Genomic DNA, 15,664 nt, shown 5'->3' on the forward strand with positions numbered 1-15,664 from the left:
GTTATAACATCACTATGAAGAATTAAAAATTTTGGAGTAAGCATCCATGTCAAACATGCAACTTGACACCTTAAGACGTATTGTTCAGGAGATCAATTCGTCTGTAAGTTTGCATGATTCGCTCGACATTATGGTCAACCATGTGGCGGAAGCGATGAAAGTGGATGTTTGCTCAATTTATTTGCTTGACGAACGCAACCAGCGTTATTTACTGATGGCCTCTAAAGGGCTTAACCCCGAAGCTGTGGGGCATGTTTCCTTGCAACTCAGTGAAGGTCTGGTTGGCCTTGTGGGTCAGCGCGAAGAAATCGTCAATTTGGAAAATGCCTCCAAACACGAGCGCTTTGCCTACCTACCCGAGACAGGCGAAGAAATTTACAACTCGTTTCTGGGTGTACCCGTCATGTATCGCCGTAAGGTGATGGGCGTACTGGTGGTACAAAATAAGCAACCACAAGATTTTAGTGAAGCAGCCGAATCCTTTTTGGTGACGCTGTGCGCTCAGCTCTCAGGTGTCATCGCACATGCACATGCGGTGGGCAACATCGATGTATTTCGTAAGCCAAGTAATGGGCCAGCCTACAAAACCTTTCAGGGCGTATCAGGTGCTGGCGGAATTGCGCTGGGTCGTGCTTACGTTTTATACCCGCCTGCCGATCTGGCGTCGGTTCCAGATCGCGAAGCCGATGATATCAGTGACGAATTACATTTACTCGATCAAGCGGTGAGTTCGGTACGTACCGAGATTCAGCAGCTTGACGAAAAAATGCAAGACTCCTTAATGTCGGAAGAGCGCGCGCTATTTAGTGTGTTTTTACGCATGCTGGATGAAAATGCGCTCCCTGCCGAAATTAAAGAACTGATTCGCGCCGGTAACTGGGCACAAGGCGCCGTGCGTCGTGTCATCGACAAGCACATCACCCTGTTTGCACAAATGGAAGACGACTACTTACGTGAGCGTGTGTCAGATTTAAAAGATCTGGGACGACGTATTCTGGCCTCATTGCAAGAAGCAGATTCCAGCCATAAAGATTTAAGCCCCGACAGTATTTTAATTGGAGAAGAAATCAGTACTGCTGCACTGGTTGAGCTGTCGGTCGATAATATTGCCGCGATTGTCACCACAGAAGGTGCTGCCAATTCGCATATGGTGATTGTGGCACGCGCGCTGGGTATTCCAACTGTTGTCGGCGTGACCGAGCTCCCCATCAACACCCTTGATGATGCAGAAATGATTGTCGATGCCTATCAAGGGCGGATCTTTATCAACCCACCTAGACGTCTGCGTCAGCGCTATAAAGAAATTCAAAAAGAAGAAGAGCAAATTGCCAAAGACCTCAAGCAATACGAAACGCGTGATGCCGTTACCCCCGATGGTATTGCAGTCAAGCTGTATGTCAATACTGGCCTGATGATCGACGTGGTACGCGGCGTTCAGCGTGGGGCCAAAGGTGTGGGACTCTATCGCAGCGAAATTCCGTTTATGCTGCGTGAACGCTTTCCGGGCGAAGAAGAACAACGGGCCATTTATCGTCAGCAATTGAGTCATTTTGCCAACAAGCCCGTCATCATGCGTACGCTGGATATTGGTGCCGACAAAGACTTGCCTTATTTTAGTATTGAAGAAGAAAACTCGGCACTGGGATGGCGTGGTCTACGCTTTACGCTGGATCATCCAGAAATTTTTTCGACTCAAGTGCGCGCGATGCTCAAGGCCAGCATTGGTTTAAACAATTTGCATATCTTGCTGCCCATGGTGACCAGCGTCAGCGAAGTCGAGGAAGTGTTGTATCTGTTAGAACGTGACTGGGTCGCGGTACAAGAAGAAGAACAGGTCAAAATTACCAAACCGAAACTCGGCATCATGGTCGAAGTTCCGAGTGTGTTACTGCAAATTGATGAGTTTGCCGAATTGGTCGACTTCTTTTCCGTAGGGTCAAACGATTTAATCCAGTACTTACTGGCAGTCGATCGCAACAATCCAAGGGTGTCGAGCGTATATTCACACTTTCATCCGTCCATTCTTCGCGCGCTGCAAAAACTGGTTAAGGAATGCCATCATCATGAGAAGCCCATCAGTATTTGTGGCGAAATGGCGGGCGATCCTTTATCGGCTATTTTATTGATGGCGATGGGATTCAATACCCTCTCCATGAGTTCGAGTAATATTTTGCGGGTGCGCAAAGCCATCTGTCACATTTCAATGACCGATGCAGAGCAATTGCTCAATGAGGTCGTCAAAATGAATAACCCGCTCATGGTGAAAAGCTGGATGGAATACTACTTTAGAAATCATGGCCTTGGAGACATGGTCAAATCTAATCGATTGGTTTCCGTTTAAATGATGACCCTAGAGGGGCTAGCTAGCCCCTCTAGGGCAATAACGCCAAAGCGCACTACGAATCGGTGATACATCAACATATCGAATTAAATTAAACGGTCTTTTATAATCTAAAAAACAAATCAATTTAATAAATTTTATCTTTTTTACAAATCATTTAAATCATTTAAACTAATTTTAACAGCGAACACGCGTAATATATTTTGAGATCAGGAGCACAGCCATGCAGATTGATTCGAACACTCAAGCAGCATCAGAATTACTTAAGATTTTTTTAACCTGTCTTGGTGAACTGCCCCTTAATCATTAAAACGACATCATCAATTTCAATTTACTTTACCGAAAGCCACGACAAAACAATAGCCAAAATCCAAGGAGTAAATCGCAATGAATACTGCAGCAACAGGAAAATGCCCTTTTACACATGGCGGTAATACTGGACAAAGCCAAAGTCCAACCGCATGGTGGCCAAACGCGCTTAATCTTGATGTTTTGCATCAACATGACCAAAAAACAGATCCGATGGATCCCGATTTCGATTATGCCAAAGCTTTTAAAGAACTGAATCTTGAAGAACTCAAACAAGATATTCGAAGCCTAATTTCGACCAGTCAAGACTGGTGGCCAGCCGACTGGGGCAGCTATATCGGTATGTTTGTACGTACCGCCTGGCACCTTGCAGGCTCATACCGTAAACAAGACGGACGTGGCGGTGCCAATACAGGCAACCAGCGCTTTGCGCCATTAAACAGCTGGCCAGATAACGTCAATACCGATAAAGGCCGCCGTTTGCTTTGGCCAATCAAACGTAAATATGGCAATAAAATTTCGTGGGGTGATCTGATCATTCTTGCGGGTACACTGGCCTATGAAGAAGCAGGCCTTAAAACCTTCGGTTTCGCTGGAGGTCGTAAAGAAATCTGGCACCCAGAAAAAGATGTGTACTGGGGCAGCGAGAAAAAATGGTTAGACGCAACCCGTAATCGCTATTCAGATGATCAAGACCGTGAATCGCTTGAAAATCCACTTGCAGCGGTACAGATGGGTTTGATTTATGTCAACCCGGAAGGTGTGGATGGCAATCCAGATCCGTTACGTACTGCACATGACATGCGTGTGACTTTTGACCGCATGGGCATGGACGACGAAGAAACCGTTGCGCTGACCGCTGGTGGTCATACTGTCGGGAAATGTCATGGTAACGGACGTGCCGAAAAACTTGGTGCAGAAGTGGAAGGTGCAGATGTTGAATTCCAAGGTTTAGGCTGGTTTAACCCAGAAGGCTCTGGAAATGCAGGCAACACCATGGCCAGCGGTATCGAAGGCGCGTGGACGACGCACCCCACCAAATGGGATAACGAATACTTCTACTTGCTTTTAACCTACGACTGGGAACTTCGTAAAAGCCCAGCAGGTGCATGGCAATGGGAACCGGTTACGATCAAAGAAGAAGACATGCCGATTGATGCGCATGATCCAAGCGTTCGACGTAACCCGATTATGACTGATGCCGATATGGCACTCAAAATTGATCCAGAGTACCGTAAAATTTCGGAACGTTTCTATCAAGATCCGGCCTATTTCTCTGATGTATTTGCTCGTGCATGGTTTAAGCTTACACACCGTGATATGGGACCAAAAAGCCGCTACCTTGGCCCAGATGTACCGCAAGAAGATTTAATCTGGCAAGATCCAATTCCGAGCGTAGATTACACCTTAACTGATGCCGAGATTGAATCGCTTAAACGCCAAATACTCGATAGCGGCTTGACTCGTGTGGAATTGATTACCACGGCGTGGGACAGTGCCCGTACTTATCGTGGTTCAGATTACCGAGGGGGTGCCAACGGTGCGCGTATTCGTCTTGAACCACAAAAAGACTGGGTGGGCAATGAGCCTGAACGCTTGCAAAAAGTGTTGGGTGTACTTGAGTCGATTCAGGCTTCGTTTGAAAAACCTGTGAGTATTGCCGATCTGATTGTTCTCGGTGGAACAGCCGCTGTAGAACAGGCTGCTCGCGCCGCAGGTGTGAATATTACGGTGCCATTTGCACCGGGACGCGGTGATGCAACACAGGAACAAACCGATGTGTATTCTTTTGAATCGCTTGAGCCTGTGCATGATGGTTTTAGAAACTGGCAAAAACAGCACTTCGAGACGACTCCTGAAGAACTATTGGTAGATCGTGCACAACTCCTTGGCCTAACCGCACACGAAATGACGGTGCTGGTGGGTGGATTACGTGTCTTGGGTGCAAACTACGGCAACAATCCGCAGGGCGTCTTGACAGATCGCGTGGGTGTATTGAGTAACGATTTCTTCGTCAACTTAACCGATATGGCCTACACATGGAAACCAACGGGTCGCAACTCTTACGATATTGTAGATCGTACAACAGGAGCAACCAAATGGACTGCGAGCCGTGTAGATTTAGTGTTTGGTTCAAACTCGATCTTACGCTCATATGCAGAGGTTTATGCGCAAGATGATAACCGCGATAAATTTGTCCATGATTTCGTCAAAGCTTGGGTGAAAGTCATGAACGCCGATCGTTACGATCTGGTATAAGCCTCCAAAAGAAAAAGAGCCGATATCGGCTCTTTTTTTATAATTCGGGTTTTACACAGTGAGTTTATGCCCTTCACGCAAACAGTAAAACGGATTCACCAATTTAGATGACGTCTTGAGCAAATGCGTGAGTTCCCGCTCTGGCTCATCTCGACCTTCATCGGTTAGCTGAAAGGTTCGATGATGAATCGCAACTGAACGCTGTGCGTGTAAATCTAAATGCGCATGCAATGCATCTTGCGGGTTCATGTGTACATATTGCATGAGCTCACGGGGCTCGTACGCACCTATCGGCAAGAGTGCAATTCGGGGTGCACCAAAACGCTCATAGATTTCTTTAAAATGCGGTGAGTAGCCTGTATCCCCTGCAAAAAAAGCATGATCATCTGCACCGAGAATTGAAAATCCTCCCCACAAGGCTTTGCCTTGATCGCGTAGGCCACGGCCTGATCCATGCTGTGCAGGCGTATAGGCAATGGTAAGATCATGAAAAGGAATCATCTGCCACCAATCCATCTCAATCACATGATACTGCTTGGGCAAGTAATACTGATTGCCCAGTCCAGTATAAATCGGCATGGCAAACTTTTTATGTAACCATTCTAAGGTGGCCAAATCCATATGGTCGTAATGATTATGACTGAGCAAAACAGCATGAATCGTGGGCAAATGCTCAAGGGCGATACCAGCAGGACACACGCGTCGTGGACCTCGCCCTTGTTGCGGACTGGCATATTCACACCACACAGGATCGGTGATGAGATTATATGGCCCGATTTGCAACAATACAGTCGCGTGCCCGACAAACCAGATCTGCCAGTCATCTAAATCGGCATACGGTCGATTTTGTGGCATCGCCGCCGGCATATTGAGCCGTGCATCAAATTCACGCTGAATGTCGACATCCCATGTATACGATTCACGCGTCATTAACCAGCGCAGTAATTCGGTTGAACCACGTGCTGAGGAATGCTTCACTTGATTATAAAAACGTGAATGTCCGGCCTGTACAGAATCTAAATAATGAAAAGAAGGCTTACTCCATGTATGCGTTAAACAAGATTTAGTCGGCAATTGATAGGTTAATGTCGGCTTCTCTTTCATAGGGTAATTTTAGTCATCATCTTGTGGTCAAATAAACGTATGCATCAGACATGTTCTTCATTTAACGTAAGCCACGACTCGTCTCCATTTTTTGTAAAACTGTTCATGCTGTTTTGGTTGCTTACAGCGTGTATGACAACCTTTCTTAGAGTGCCAGATTTTCTCAAGAAGTTTGTTGCGTTTATGCGTCAATCGTCTTTGCTTTTCAAAGTTTTATGACTGTGCGATTCAAGAGCAATCTCGACCAGACCCTATGCAATAGGACGGCTTAAGCAAAACTCAAAAACCTACCATCGATAAGCAGAGTAAACTGCTTGGAGGTCTTGAGCAACAGATAATGTATCATTCCACTATTCTTGCGTCCTAGCTTTAAATACCCTACCGTTTTCAACAAAACATTTGAAACAAAGCAAGAAATAAACCAGTTTTACACTGCAATATAATTAAGCACGATATTGGTGCAATATATTCATTTTTGTGGTGAGATTGATTCATTTTTTTTATACAATTGATTCATATATTTTATAAATAAATCAAAATACTATTTTTATATTGAATTAATAATGAGCTTAAAAATACTATTTATTTTATAAATGGCTAAAGCATTTTTTACACGTGTCCTATTCATTTAATATCCTTTAGACTTATGTTTATAAGACTTTTTTTGGATTAGTTTTTTGTGGAATTGCGACATCTTCGATATTTTGTCACTGTGGCTGAAGAATTAAATTTTAGTAAAGCTGCATTGAAACTCTATACTGCTCAACCCTCTTTAAGTCAGCAAATCAAAGATTTGGAAGTTGATGTAGGGGTTCAACTGCTGTATCGAACCAAACGTAAAGTCGAACTCACCGAAGAAGGTGCTGTTTTTCTGGAACAGGCACGCCTGACTTTGGCTCAAGCTGAAAAAGCCGTCATGATGGCCCGTCAAGTCTCGTATGCCAAGCAGCAAGCGCTGAGAGTCGGCTTTGTTCCTGTTGCTGAAGTCAAAATCTTTCCGCATATTTTGCCTAACTTTCGCTTTCATCATCCTGATATTCGTATTGATCTGTCGAGTTTAGGCAATGATGAACAAATTAAAGCGCTTAAAAAGGGCGAGTTGGATGTCTGTTTTATTCGTGATCGTCTGCAAAATGATAATGACTTTACGACCGAGCATGTGCTACGAGAGTCATTGATTTTTATTTTGCCAGCCCATCATCCATTGGCCAAACTCGAGCGTATTCCCCTGTCTGCACTTCATCAACTCGACTTGGTGATTGCCGAGTCGAGTCAATCCAGAGTCTTACATGAGCTAATTTTGAAGTTTGCAAAACAGCATGGCATTCAATTTAATCTGGTTGAACATGCAGACAGTTTGCTGGCCAACATCAATGGTGTTGCGCAAGGTCGCGGGTGTAGTTTAGTCCCCGATTACGTGGCCAGTTTGTTACCTGAAACATGTGTGACGCGTCCACTGGAAATCGATCTTCCTCATTTAGATTTGTACCTATGTTATAACAGCTCAAGCAAGTCGACATTGGTTCAATCGTTTCGTGATATGCTCGCCAAATGGGAACGTACTGTGCCTGATGAATGTATCACTGAGCATTAAAATCAATCATTTGAGCCAGCATACATGAAACCCTGTCGGCTCAATTCAATCGTTTCTCTATAAAAATAAAAGCCTTGGAAAAGGAAACGAAAATATATGAACAGATTCTTTTTTCGTCTTGGGCACAGTATTTCATCCCGTCCACATTTTTTTATCTCTTTGGGCATCGGTGTAGTGATTGGTACGCTATTGTCATGGCAAACTGATTCACACTGGTCCACTGTCGTGCTGATTAGCTGGAATATTGCTGTAACGATTTATCTGGCGCATGTGATGGGTCTGATTGGTCAAATGGATACTAAAACCATGCAACAGCAGGCTAAGCGTCAGGATGAAAGTAAATGGGTCATCATGCTCTTGGTGTTGCTGGCACTGCTGATGTGTATGATTGCAATCGTCGTACAACTCTCGATGATGTCCAAAAACAGTCCATACGAAATTGAGCATGTTATTTTGGCGCTGTTTACAATTATTTCGGCATGGCTACTGATGCATACCGTGTTTGCGCTGCACTATGCCCACGATTTTTATATTGCACGCAGCAAAGGCAGTGCGGGAGGATTGGAATTTCCACAGACTCCCCACCCCACCTATGCCGATTTTTTATATTTTAGCTATATTATTGGCACATCCGCACAAACTGCAGATGTATCAATTACCTCGCGCAACATGCGTCTGCTCAATATCTTTCATGCATTTTTGGCATTTATTTTTAATACCAGCATCTTGGCAATTTGTATTAATGTGGCCGCAAGTTTTTTGTCGAATTAAATCGAAAAAGGAAAGTTATGATACTTTCCTTAATCGTGTAGATTAGTTTTAACTGGCAAAAATTGCATTGCTACGCTGTAAGCTTTCTCTTTGTCGGATCGTCATGAGATATTGTTCAATCGCAGGATCAGCTCTTAATTGTCCCATCTTTTGCTGCCACAGCAGCATCGCTCCAACACATATATCCGCGACGGTAAACTGTTTTCCACATAAATAAGGATTTGCTTCAGTTAATCCCTGAATAAGTGCCTGATAGGCATCTGTCTCATCACCGTAACTCATAAACATTTTTTGCTCAGGCTGAACTTGAATGTTTCGCATTTGATCTGTTGCCAAGGCTTCCCACGGCCCCGAAATAAAAAATAGCCAACGATAATAAAGACCGCGTTTAGGATCACCAAGAGCAGGCGCCAGATTCTTTTCAGGAAACTTATCTGCCAGATAAGTACAAATAGCAGCTAGCTCATAGATTACGACATGCTCATCAATCAGTACTGGCACCTTACCGAAAGGATTAAGTTTAAGATATTCAGGGGATTTCATACTGGTGTGATATTCCACCTCAACCCGCTCACACTCAATTCCAAGTTCGATCAGTAACCACTCGACCACCACACCACGTGATTCTTTATTGGTATAAAGCTGAAGACCCATTTCATTCACTCCTTTTTGATATTGTGGGTCCAGTGTAGAGCAGCGGATTGTCAGTTTTTGTCAGGAGTGACACATACTTCTTCAACCCACCATTGATGAAATAATTTCTGCTTAAACTGAGGATAGTGATCTTGACTCAACTGAAGCTGCAGAATTCGATCAATTCTAAAGTTTCGAAATGCTTGTCGTAACTTACACCAAGCCGCCAGCATAATTTTGTCGTTAAAATATCCCATCGCAAAAGGCCAGACTGTTCGCATACTTTCATTTTTGCGCTCGTCGGCATAGGCAAAGGTCACCTTCACCTGTAGACGAATTGCCATTCGAATCTGCTCAAGTATTTTTGTATCGACAGGTAGCCAAACATTAAAGGCTCTGAGTGTGGTCTGTTCTAAAAAATGCTGGCGATAAACAGGTAAGACTGAATTCAGTTTGCTAAGCACTGAAGATGATGCACTTTGCAACGCGTCGTCAGGGATGCTTTTAAGCCAGTGTAACGCCAAAAAAACGGCTTCTATTTCAGTTTCATCCAATGTAATCGGAGGGAGAAAGAAATCTTCCTTCAACTGAAATCCGATGCCTGCACATGCATCAATTCGTACACCCTGCTGTCTTAATGTTTCGATATCTCGATAGACACTACGCTGACTAATGCCAAGTTGTGTTGCCAACGCATGCGAGGTCACTGGATATTTGGCTTCTCTTAAGTGCTGTAGCAAATTTAATAATCGAATTGAACGGCTCATCTGAACCTCTAGATTTTTATTAGAGAGAAACCTCAACAGGTTTCTCAATTTTTTATTTTTTAAAGATTGTTTAAGCAGGCATCTTCTGTTGCAGTATTTGCTTTAAAAAGTGATGCAATTCCGGCACGCTCTTCACAATGGTCAAAGGCGCATAACGCGCTAAGACCTGAGGATCATGCACACCGTAACTCACACCAATACGCGGCATGTCGATGTTCATGGCCATCTCAAGATCATAGCTGCTATCGCCAACCATAATGGCATTTTTTGCCTCGACTTCTGTGACCTGCAAAATCTCTTCCAGCATGCGTGGATGAGGTTTAGACATGGTTTCACTTGCCGCACGAGTGATATCAAAAATATGATGACTTTGCGTTTTGGTCAGCACGCGATCTAAGCCACGGCGGTTTTTACCTGTTGCCACCGCAAGCTTCATCCCCATGGCTTTTAAGTCATGCAGCAACTCGGCAACGCCATCAAACCATGCATCATGCGTGGAATGTTGCACATAATGTTCGCCATAAGCCATCACAATTTGCTCATGCAAATGTGGAACCTGCGGAAAAAGCGTCTGCATCACTTCGGGTAAGCCTAAACCAATCACCCCTTGTGCCGCCTCATCCGTAAGGGGTTGCTCAAAGCGTTGCGCTGCAAATTGTAAACTTGCAACAATTTGGCCAACTGAATTAAATAAAGTGCCGTCCCAGTCAAAAATAATCAGTTCTGGACGATTCATTTACGTGCTCTCAACTGTGCCACAACACTTTGAATATCCTCTGGCAGTGCCGCTTCAATTACAGGATAGCCCGGAATTTCAAGACGCATCGCATGCAGGCACAGACGGCGTGCTTCAGGCCCTGTATAGGGTGTTTGATGGCCGTATTTATCGTCACCCACCAAAGGATGACCGATACTCAAGCCATGTACGCGAATTTGATGGGTGCGCCCTGAAAGTGGTGATGCATAAACCAGTGTTGCATCTTTAAAACGCTCAGCGACCACCCAATTGGTTTTACTTGGCTTACCTTCTTTCGACACTCTCACACGGCGTTCGCCATTGGCCAGTTCATAACGCAACAGCGGCGCATCAATCAACTGTCGATCAAGACTGACATTCCCTTTCACGAGTGCTGCGTAGGTTTTTGCAATTTTGTGTTCGCGTAATAAATCCTGCAGCAGCTTAAGCGTGCTGCGCTTTTTACTGATCATGACCAAACCCGAAGTGTCACGGTCAATTCGGTGAATCAATTCTAGATATTTTTTTCCAGTAGCCGCTCGCATAGCCTCAATCAGACCGTATGCCACACCGCTTCCGCCATGTACGGCGATCCCCGATGGTTTATTCACCACCAATAAACCATCATCTTCATACACCACGCGGTTGAGCAGGCTTTTGGCAACCTGATCGCTGACTGGCGCATCGCTTTCATCTTTTTGTTCGTAGCGAATCGGGGCAACTCGAATCTGATCGCCAATACTCAGTTTACTTTCCGCTTTAATTCGTTTTTTATTGACTCGCACCTGCCCTTCACGAATCAGACGATAGATACGACTTTTGGGTACACCTTTTAAACGGGAAAATAAAAAGTTATCGATGCGCTGACCGGCCTGATGTTCGTCTACCTCAAACCAGGTGACGCTTTGCCATTGTTGCGTAGAATTCATACAGTAATTAAAACCCGAAAAAGATGAAATTTGAATAAAAAATGACCGTTTAGCTACTTGATTTCACAAGAAACTTTCAATTAGCCCATAGGCAGATCGTGCAAGGTTTGATATAGTCAGCGCACGGATACCACCGTAAGTGAACAAAAAACGAAATAATTTCAACTCTGTTTGAAATGAATATTCGCTCAAGGCTTCACCAAAAGCTCGGACAGGTCCCAAAAGAATATGCCCACGCCGAAGGCTTATTATATCGGCAAAAAACAAACTGTCGCGTTTAATTGTGCATTTGCACAACAGTTTGTTTAAAGAAATATGTCGCCAACCCACACGTTGGTTATTAAACGTAAACTGATGCACATCAGATACATTGCGCCATGAGGGTTTTTTCAGGCTAAAGTGTTGATGTATTGGAACTGCCAAATAGCACTGATACGATGAACATTCCGTATCAAGACTTCATAAGAAGGATCTTCAAGCTCAGTGACAGTGAAAGTTATCATCCAATACACCGCTTACCCGCCAGTGAAGAAATTCAAGCACGTTGATTGCACCACAATCAATGCAGTATCGCCAACATCAAAACCGTTATTGAGCCGAAGCATTATGCACTAATCGGACGTCACGATCTGGACCACACTTGCTGAGTTCCAGTCCTGATACAAAGGATTGATGTTTGTGCAGCTGATCATCGCAGTGATCTGAGTGAGTCACTATTAGGTGTCACACCCATGAAACGTATGTTGATTAATGCAACTCACGCTGAAGAAGTCCGCGTTGCACTTATCACTGGTAATCGTCTTTACGATTTTGACTTAGAAAATCGTACCCGCGAACAAAAAAAATCAAACATCTATAAAGGTCATGTTACTCGCGTTGAGCCGTCTCTAGAGGCTGTTTTTGTCGAGTATGGCGCTCAGCGTCAGGGCTTTTTGTCGATGCGCGAAATTGCAAATTCGTATTTACACGCCGACCCACGCCAAACTTCAAATATCCGTGAATTGATCACCGAAGGTACTGAACTTTTAGTTCAAGTCGAAAAAGAAGAGCGTGGTAATAAAGGCGCTGCACTCTCTACCTTTATTTCACTTGCTGGGCGTTATTTGGTGCTCATGCCAAACAATCCAAAAGGTGGCGGTATCAGCCGTCAAATTTCGGGTTCAGTACGTGAAGAACTCAAAGAAATGCTGGCATCACTGAATATGCCACGTGGCATGAGTGTGATTGTCCGTACAGCAGGGATTGGCCGTTCGCAGGAAGAATTGCAACTGGATCTCCAACATCTTTTAGATTTGTGGAGCCAAATTCAAAGCACTTCAAGTTCTGGCCCATCACCAATGCTGGTTCACCAAGAAGCAGGTGTGGTCACACGTGCCATTCGTGATTACTTGCGTGATGATGTAGCTGAAATTTTGATTGATAGCGAGCAAGCCTATAACGAGGCCTACAACTTTGTAAAAGCAGTGATGCCGCGTCAGCTCGACAAACTCAAAACCTATACGCTCAATGAACCATTGTTTGCGCACTTTGCAATTGAAAGCCAGATTCAAACAGCTTACGAGCGTGAAGTAAAATTGCCGTCTGGTGGTTCGATCGTAATTGATCAAACCGAAGCGCTTGTATCAATCGATATCAACTCGGCCAAATCTACACGTGGTCATGATGTTGAAGAAACTGCGCTGAATACCAATCTAGAAGCTGCTGAAGAAATTGCGCGTCAATTGCGTTTACGCGACATTGGCGGTTTGGTCGTGATCGACTTTATTGACATGACCAAAGACCGTAACCAGCGTATGGTTGAAGCTAAATTACGTGAAGCTACGCAAAGTGATCGTGCGCGTATCCAGTTTGGTCAGCTCTCACGCTTTGGTTTGATGGAAATGAGCCGTCAGCGCTTACGTCCGTCGCTTGAAGAAGCAACCGGTTATGTCTGCCCGCGTTGTCATGGCACCGGTATGGTACGTGATCTGCGTTCACTGTCACTTTCAATTATGCGTAAAGTTGAAGAGATTGCTTTGCGTGAACGTCATGGTGAAGTGCAGGTTGAAGTTCCAGTTGAAATCGCAGCATTTTTGCTAAACGAAAAACGTCATAGCTTGGTTTATCTTGAGCAGACGTCAGGTGTACGCGTGACGGTTCTGCCTCACCCGCATCTTGAAACACCACATTATGAAATCCAGTACAACCCTGAAGGTTTTGCACCATCAAGCTACGAACGTACAGAAGCAACACGTTCTAGCGAAAAAGAGCTGGGTTATGAATCTTCAGGTTGGCATTTAGAAGAAGCTGAACACACTCATGCTGCTGCACCAGCGGTAGAGGCAGCAAAAACCAAGCAATCGCCGAAACAAGCCGCTCAAGTAGCTGCTGCACCACAAAAGTCAGCCAGCGCATGTGCTTGGCTTGAAAACTTGTTTGTTCAGAAACAAGCTCAAACCACAGACCAATCTCGTTCGGCACAAAATGCAGCCGCTGCGATTGAACAAATGGTCAACAACGGCGCAGTCAGTCGTGGTCAGTTTGGTCAGGTGAATCCAGCAGCCGTGCCAGCACAGAGCGCTGTACCTGCGGCAGCACCAACTGCAAACAACGTCTATATGTCGCAGCCGCAAGCCAAACATGAGCCACGCGAGTCCAACGAAAAAGACGAAAAACCACAGCAGCAGCGTCAGAACAACAAAAAGCGTAAGCACAAAGAGCATCGTGAACACCATGCCCCAGTGCAAGAAGCTTCACAACAAGTGCATGAAGAAACTGTGCAGTTGTCGCGTCAGGAACAACGTGACCTTAAACGCAATCAAAAGCGTCACCAATCTGAACAGCAACAGCATAACGAAACGTCACATGAAGAAACCCAACATGTGCCGCGTCGTGACCGCAATCAGCAACGTCCAAACCGCCCGAATCGTTATCGCGATCAAAGCGTATTAAATGAGGACAATGCACAGCCAAAAGCTGCACCTGCTGTTGCAGATGAGCGTCAGGTTCGTGTAGAACAGGTTGATGCACCGCGTGACGACGTACTGGCAACCGCGCTAGTGATCAATGTCGATACTGCAAAAAGTGAAATTGTGGCCTTAAATGGTCAGCCTCAGCAGCCAAAACGTGATGCAGCAGCACCAGTAAAAGCACATCAGGCGAAAGCTGAGCACAAAGCACCGACTCAACCTGCAAAAGCGGAAGTGGCGCCTAAAGCGGATGTTCCAGCCACTGAAACCACAGACGTGGCTGAACCAGTCGCTGCATCTTCAGAAGTGAAACGCGCCAGCAATGATCCGCGTATGCGTCGTCGTCAACAACGTGGACAGCATCAGGCGAAAGTACAAGCACCGAAGATCACGCCATCTCAAGTGCCAACACTCGGTCAGTACACCATTAGCAGCCTGATCCGTCATGTGTATGGTGAAGACTGTACGGTTCTAATCGAACAGTTTGGTCTCGTACCCACCTTTAACCGTGCCTTAGTGAAATTCACTGAGCAATATGCCGCTACATTGGTGGTAGGCGAGTCTGAAGGTAAAGTTGAAGATAAAAAGCCAGTGACCCGTGATGCAGAGCTTCCAAACAATAAGCCTGTTGAAGAAGCTGAACCTGCAGCGGTTTTACCGCTCACACCACCGAAGGCTGATCTGAGCCGCGTTGCCAACGATCCGCGTGAGCGTCGTCGTTTGGCCAAGCAAGCTGCTGAGCAAGCGCATGTTCAAGCCAAGCAAGCGCAAGCTGCTGAGCAGGCACAAGCAGATGCACCGCAAACGGCAGAAGTCGTCGCACAATCTGTTACGACAGATGCACCTGTAGCAGATGCTGCTCAAGAAACGCCAGCAACTGTCTCGGCAGAGGCTGTACCAACAACAGAGCAAGCGACAGATGCGGCAGCAGACCCAGCACCTGTGGCCTCAGAGGATCAAGCAGCAGATGCTGTGCAAGCCTCGCTTCCTGAAATCGAGCAAGCAACACCAGTAAAAAAGGAACCGACCAAAGCCAAAGCAAACAAAGCACCGGCTAAGGCGTCTGAAAATACTGCCAATGCAGATCAGGACAAACCGGCCCGCCCTCGTCGTCCACGTGGTCGTCCACCGAAGAAAACCACCTCTAGTACCGAATGATTTGCATAATTGCAGATCATTAAAAGAAACCTAGTCATTTCGGTGACTAGGTTTTTTTTGATACTTTTGTGAGATTAGGTTGATTGCACTAGAACAAAGGCCGTAAAAGAACAGT

Annotated in this window: 10 protein-coding genes; 5 read left to right on the forward strand and 5 right to left on the reverse strand. The window is 45.3% G+C overall.

Annotated features, from left to right (window positions below; translation table 11 throughout):
* The first annotated feature begins 46 nt into the window (after nt 1–46).
* A complete protein-coding gene (gene ptsP / locus Aso01_RS08210; protein ID WP_004932677.1) occupies nt 47–2,341 on the forward strand; it encodes a phosphoenolpyruvate--protein phosphotransferase in 2,295 nt (764 codons plus the stop codon).
* Between the two features lie 387 nt (nt 2,342–2,728).
* Nucleotides 2,729–4,909: a catalase/peroxidase HPI gene (katG, locus tag Aso01_RS08215; protein WP_004932675.1), complete on the forward strand. Its 2,181-nt coding sequence runs from the start codon at nt 2,729–2,731 to the stop codon at nt 4,907–4,909.
* A gap of 51 nt (nt 4,910–4,960) precedes the next feature.
* On the opposite strand, the gene Aso01_RS08220 is transcribed toward katG, so the two are convergent.
* Nucleotides 4,961–6,013, reverse strand: a complete 1,053-nt coding sequence (locus Aso01_RS08220) for an MBL fold metallo-hydrolase (protein ID WP_004932672.1) — start codon at nt 6,011–6,013, stop codon at nt 4,961–4,963.
* Between the two features lie 679 nt (nt 6,014–6,692).
* Here Aso01_RS08220 and hcaR point away from each other — a divergent pair.
* Nucleotides 6,693–7,607, forward strand: coding sequence for a DNA-binding transcriptional regulator HcaR (hcaR, locus tag Aso01_RS08225; RefSeq protein ID WP_004932669.1), 915 nt, complete (start codon nt 6,693–6,695; stop codon nt 7,605–7,607).
* Nucleotides 7,608–7,703: 96 nt separating this feature from the next.
* Complete coding sequence (locus tag Aso01_RS08230; RefSeq protein WP_004932667.1) at nt 7,704–8,378, forward strand: DUF1345 domain-containing protein; 675 nt, start codon at nt 7,704–7,706, stop codon at nt 8,376–8,378.
* Between the two features lie 48 nt (nt 8,379–8,426).
* Here Aso01_RS08230 and Aso01_RS08235 read toward each other — a convergent pair whose 3' ends face one another.
* The 4 genes from Aso01_RS08235 to Aso01_RS08250 form a co-directional block, all read right to left on the reverse strand.
* Nucleotides 8,427–9,032 (reverse strand): glutathione S-transferase family protein, encoded by a 606-nt coding sequence (locus Aso01_RS08235; RefSeq protein ID WP_004932665.1) that lies wholly within the window; start codon nt 9,030–9,032, stop codon nt 8,427–8,429.
* A gap of 50 nt (nt 9,033–9,082) precedes the next feature.
* The gene (locus Aso01_RS08240) at nt 9,083–9,778 is read right to left on the reverse strand and encodes a helix-turn-helix transcriptional regulator (protein WP_004932662.1); all 696 of its coding nucleotides are present in this window, start codon (nt 9,776–9,778) and stop codon (nt 9,083–9,085) included.
* A gap of 70 nt (nt 9,779–9,848) precedes the next feature.
* Complete coding sequence (locus Aso01_RS08245; RefSeq protein WP_004932660.1) at nt 9,849–10,514, reverse strand: HAD-IA family hydrolase; 666 nt, start codon at nt 10,512–10,514, stop codon at nt 9,849–9,851.
* Nucleotides 10,511–11,443 (reverse strand): RluA family pseudouridine synthase, encoded by a 933-nt coding sequence (locus Aso01_RS08250; protein ID WP_004932657.1) that lies wholly within the window; start codon nt 11,441–11,443, stop codon nt 10,511–10,513. Before Aso01_RS08250 ends, Aso01_RS08245 begins: the two co-directional genes overlap by 4 nt.
* A gap of 731 nt (nt 11,444–12,174) precedes the next feature.
* Between Aso01_RS08250 and Aso01_RS08255 the strand changes: the two genes are divergently transcribed.
* The gene (locus tag Aso01_RS08255) at nt 12,175–15,549 is read left to right on the forward strand and encodes an Rne/Rng family ribonuclease (RefSeq protein ID WP_004932654.1); all 3,375 of its coding nucleotides are present in this window, start codon (nt 12,175–12,177) and stop codon (nt 15,547–15,549) included.
* Nucleotides 15,550–15,664: the final 115 nt, after the last annotated feature.

Source organism: Acinetobacter soli (assembly GCF_000760595.1).
GTDB classification, from domain to species: domain Bacteria; phylum Pseudomonadota; class Gammaproteobacteria; order Pseudomonadales; family Moraxellaceae; genus Acinetobacter; species Acinetobacter soli.

Coding starts and splice junctions, on each gene's coding strand:
- ptsP (WP_004932677.1), top strand. CDS start 47: ATGTCAAACATGCAACTTGACACCTTAAGACGTATTGTTCAGGAGATC.
- katG (WP_004932675.1), top strand. CDS start 2,729: ATGAATACTGCAGCAACAGGAAAATGCCCTTTTACACATGGCGGTAAT.
- Aso01_RS08220 (WP_004932672.1), bottom strand. CDS start 6,013: ATGAAAGAGAAGCCGACATTAACCTATCAATTGCCGACTAAATCTTGT.
- Aso01_RS08230 (WP_004932667.1), top strand. CDS start 7,704: ATGAACAGATTCTTTTTTCGTCTTGGGCACAGTATTTCATCCCGTCCA.
- Aso01_RS08235 (WP_004932665.1), bottom strand. CDS start 9,032: ATGGGTCTTCAGCTTTATACCAATAAAGAATCACGTGGTGTGGTGGTC.
- Aso01_RS08240 (WP_004932662.1), bottom strand. CDS start 9,778: ATGAGCCGTTCAATTCGATTATTAAATTTGCTACAGCACTTAAGAGAA.
- Aso01_RS08245 (WP_004932660.1), bottom strand. CDS start 10,514: ATGAATCGTCCAGAACTGATTATTTTTGACTGGGACGGCACTTTATTT.
- Aso01_RS08250 (WP_004932657.1), bottom strand. CDS start 11,443: ATGAATTCTACGCAACAATGGCAAAGCGTCACCTGGTTTGAGGTAGAC.
- Aso01_RS08255 (WP_004932654.1), top strand. CDS start 12,175: ATGAAACGTATGTTGATTAATGCAACTCACGCTGAAGAAGTCCGCGTT.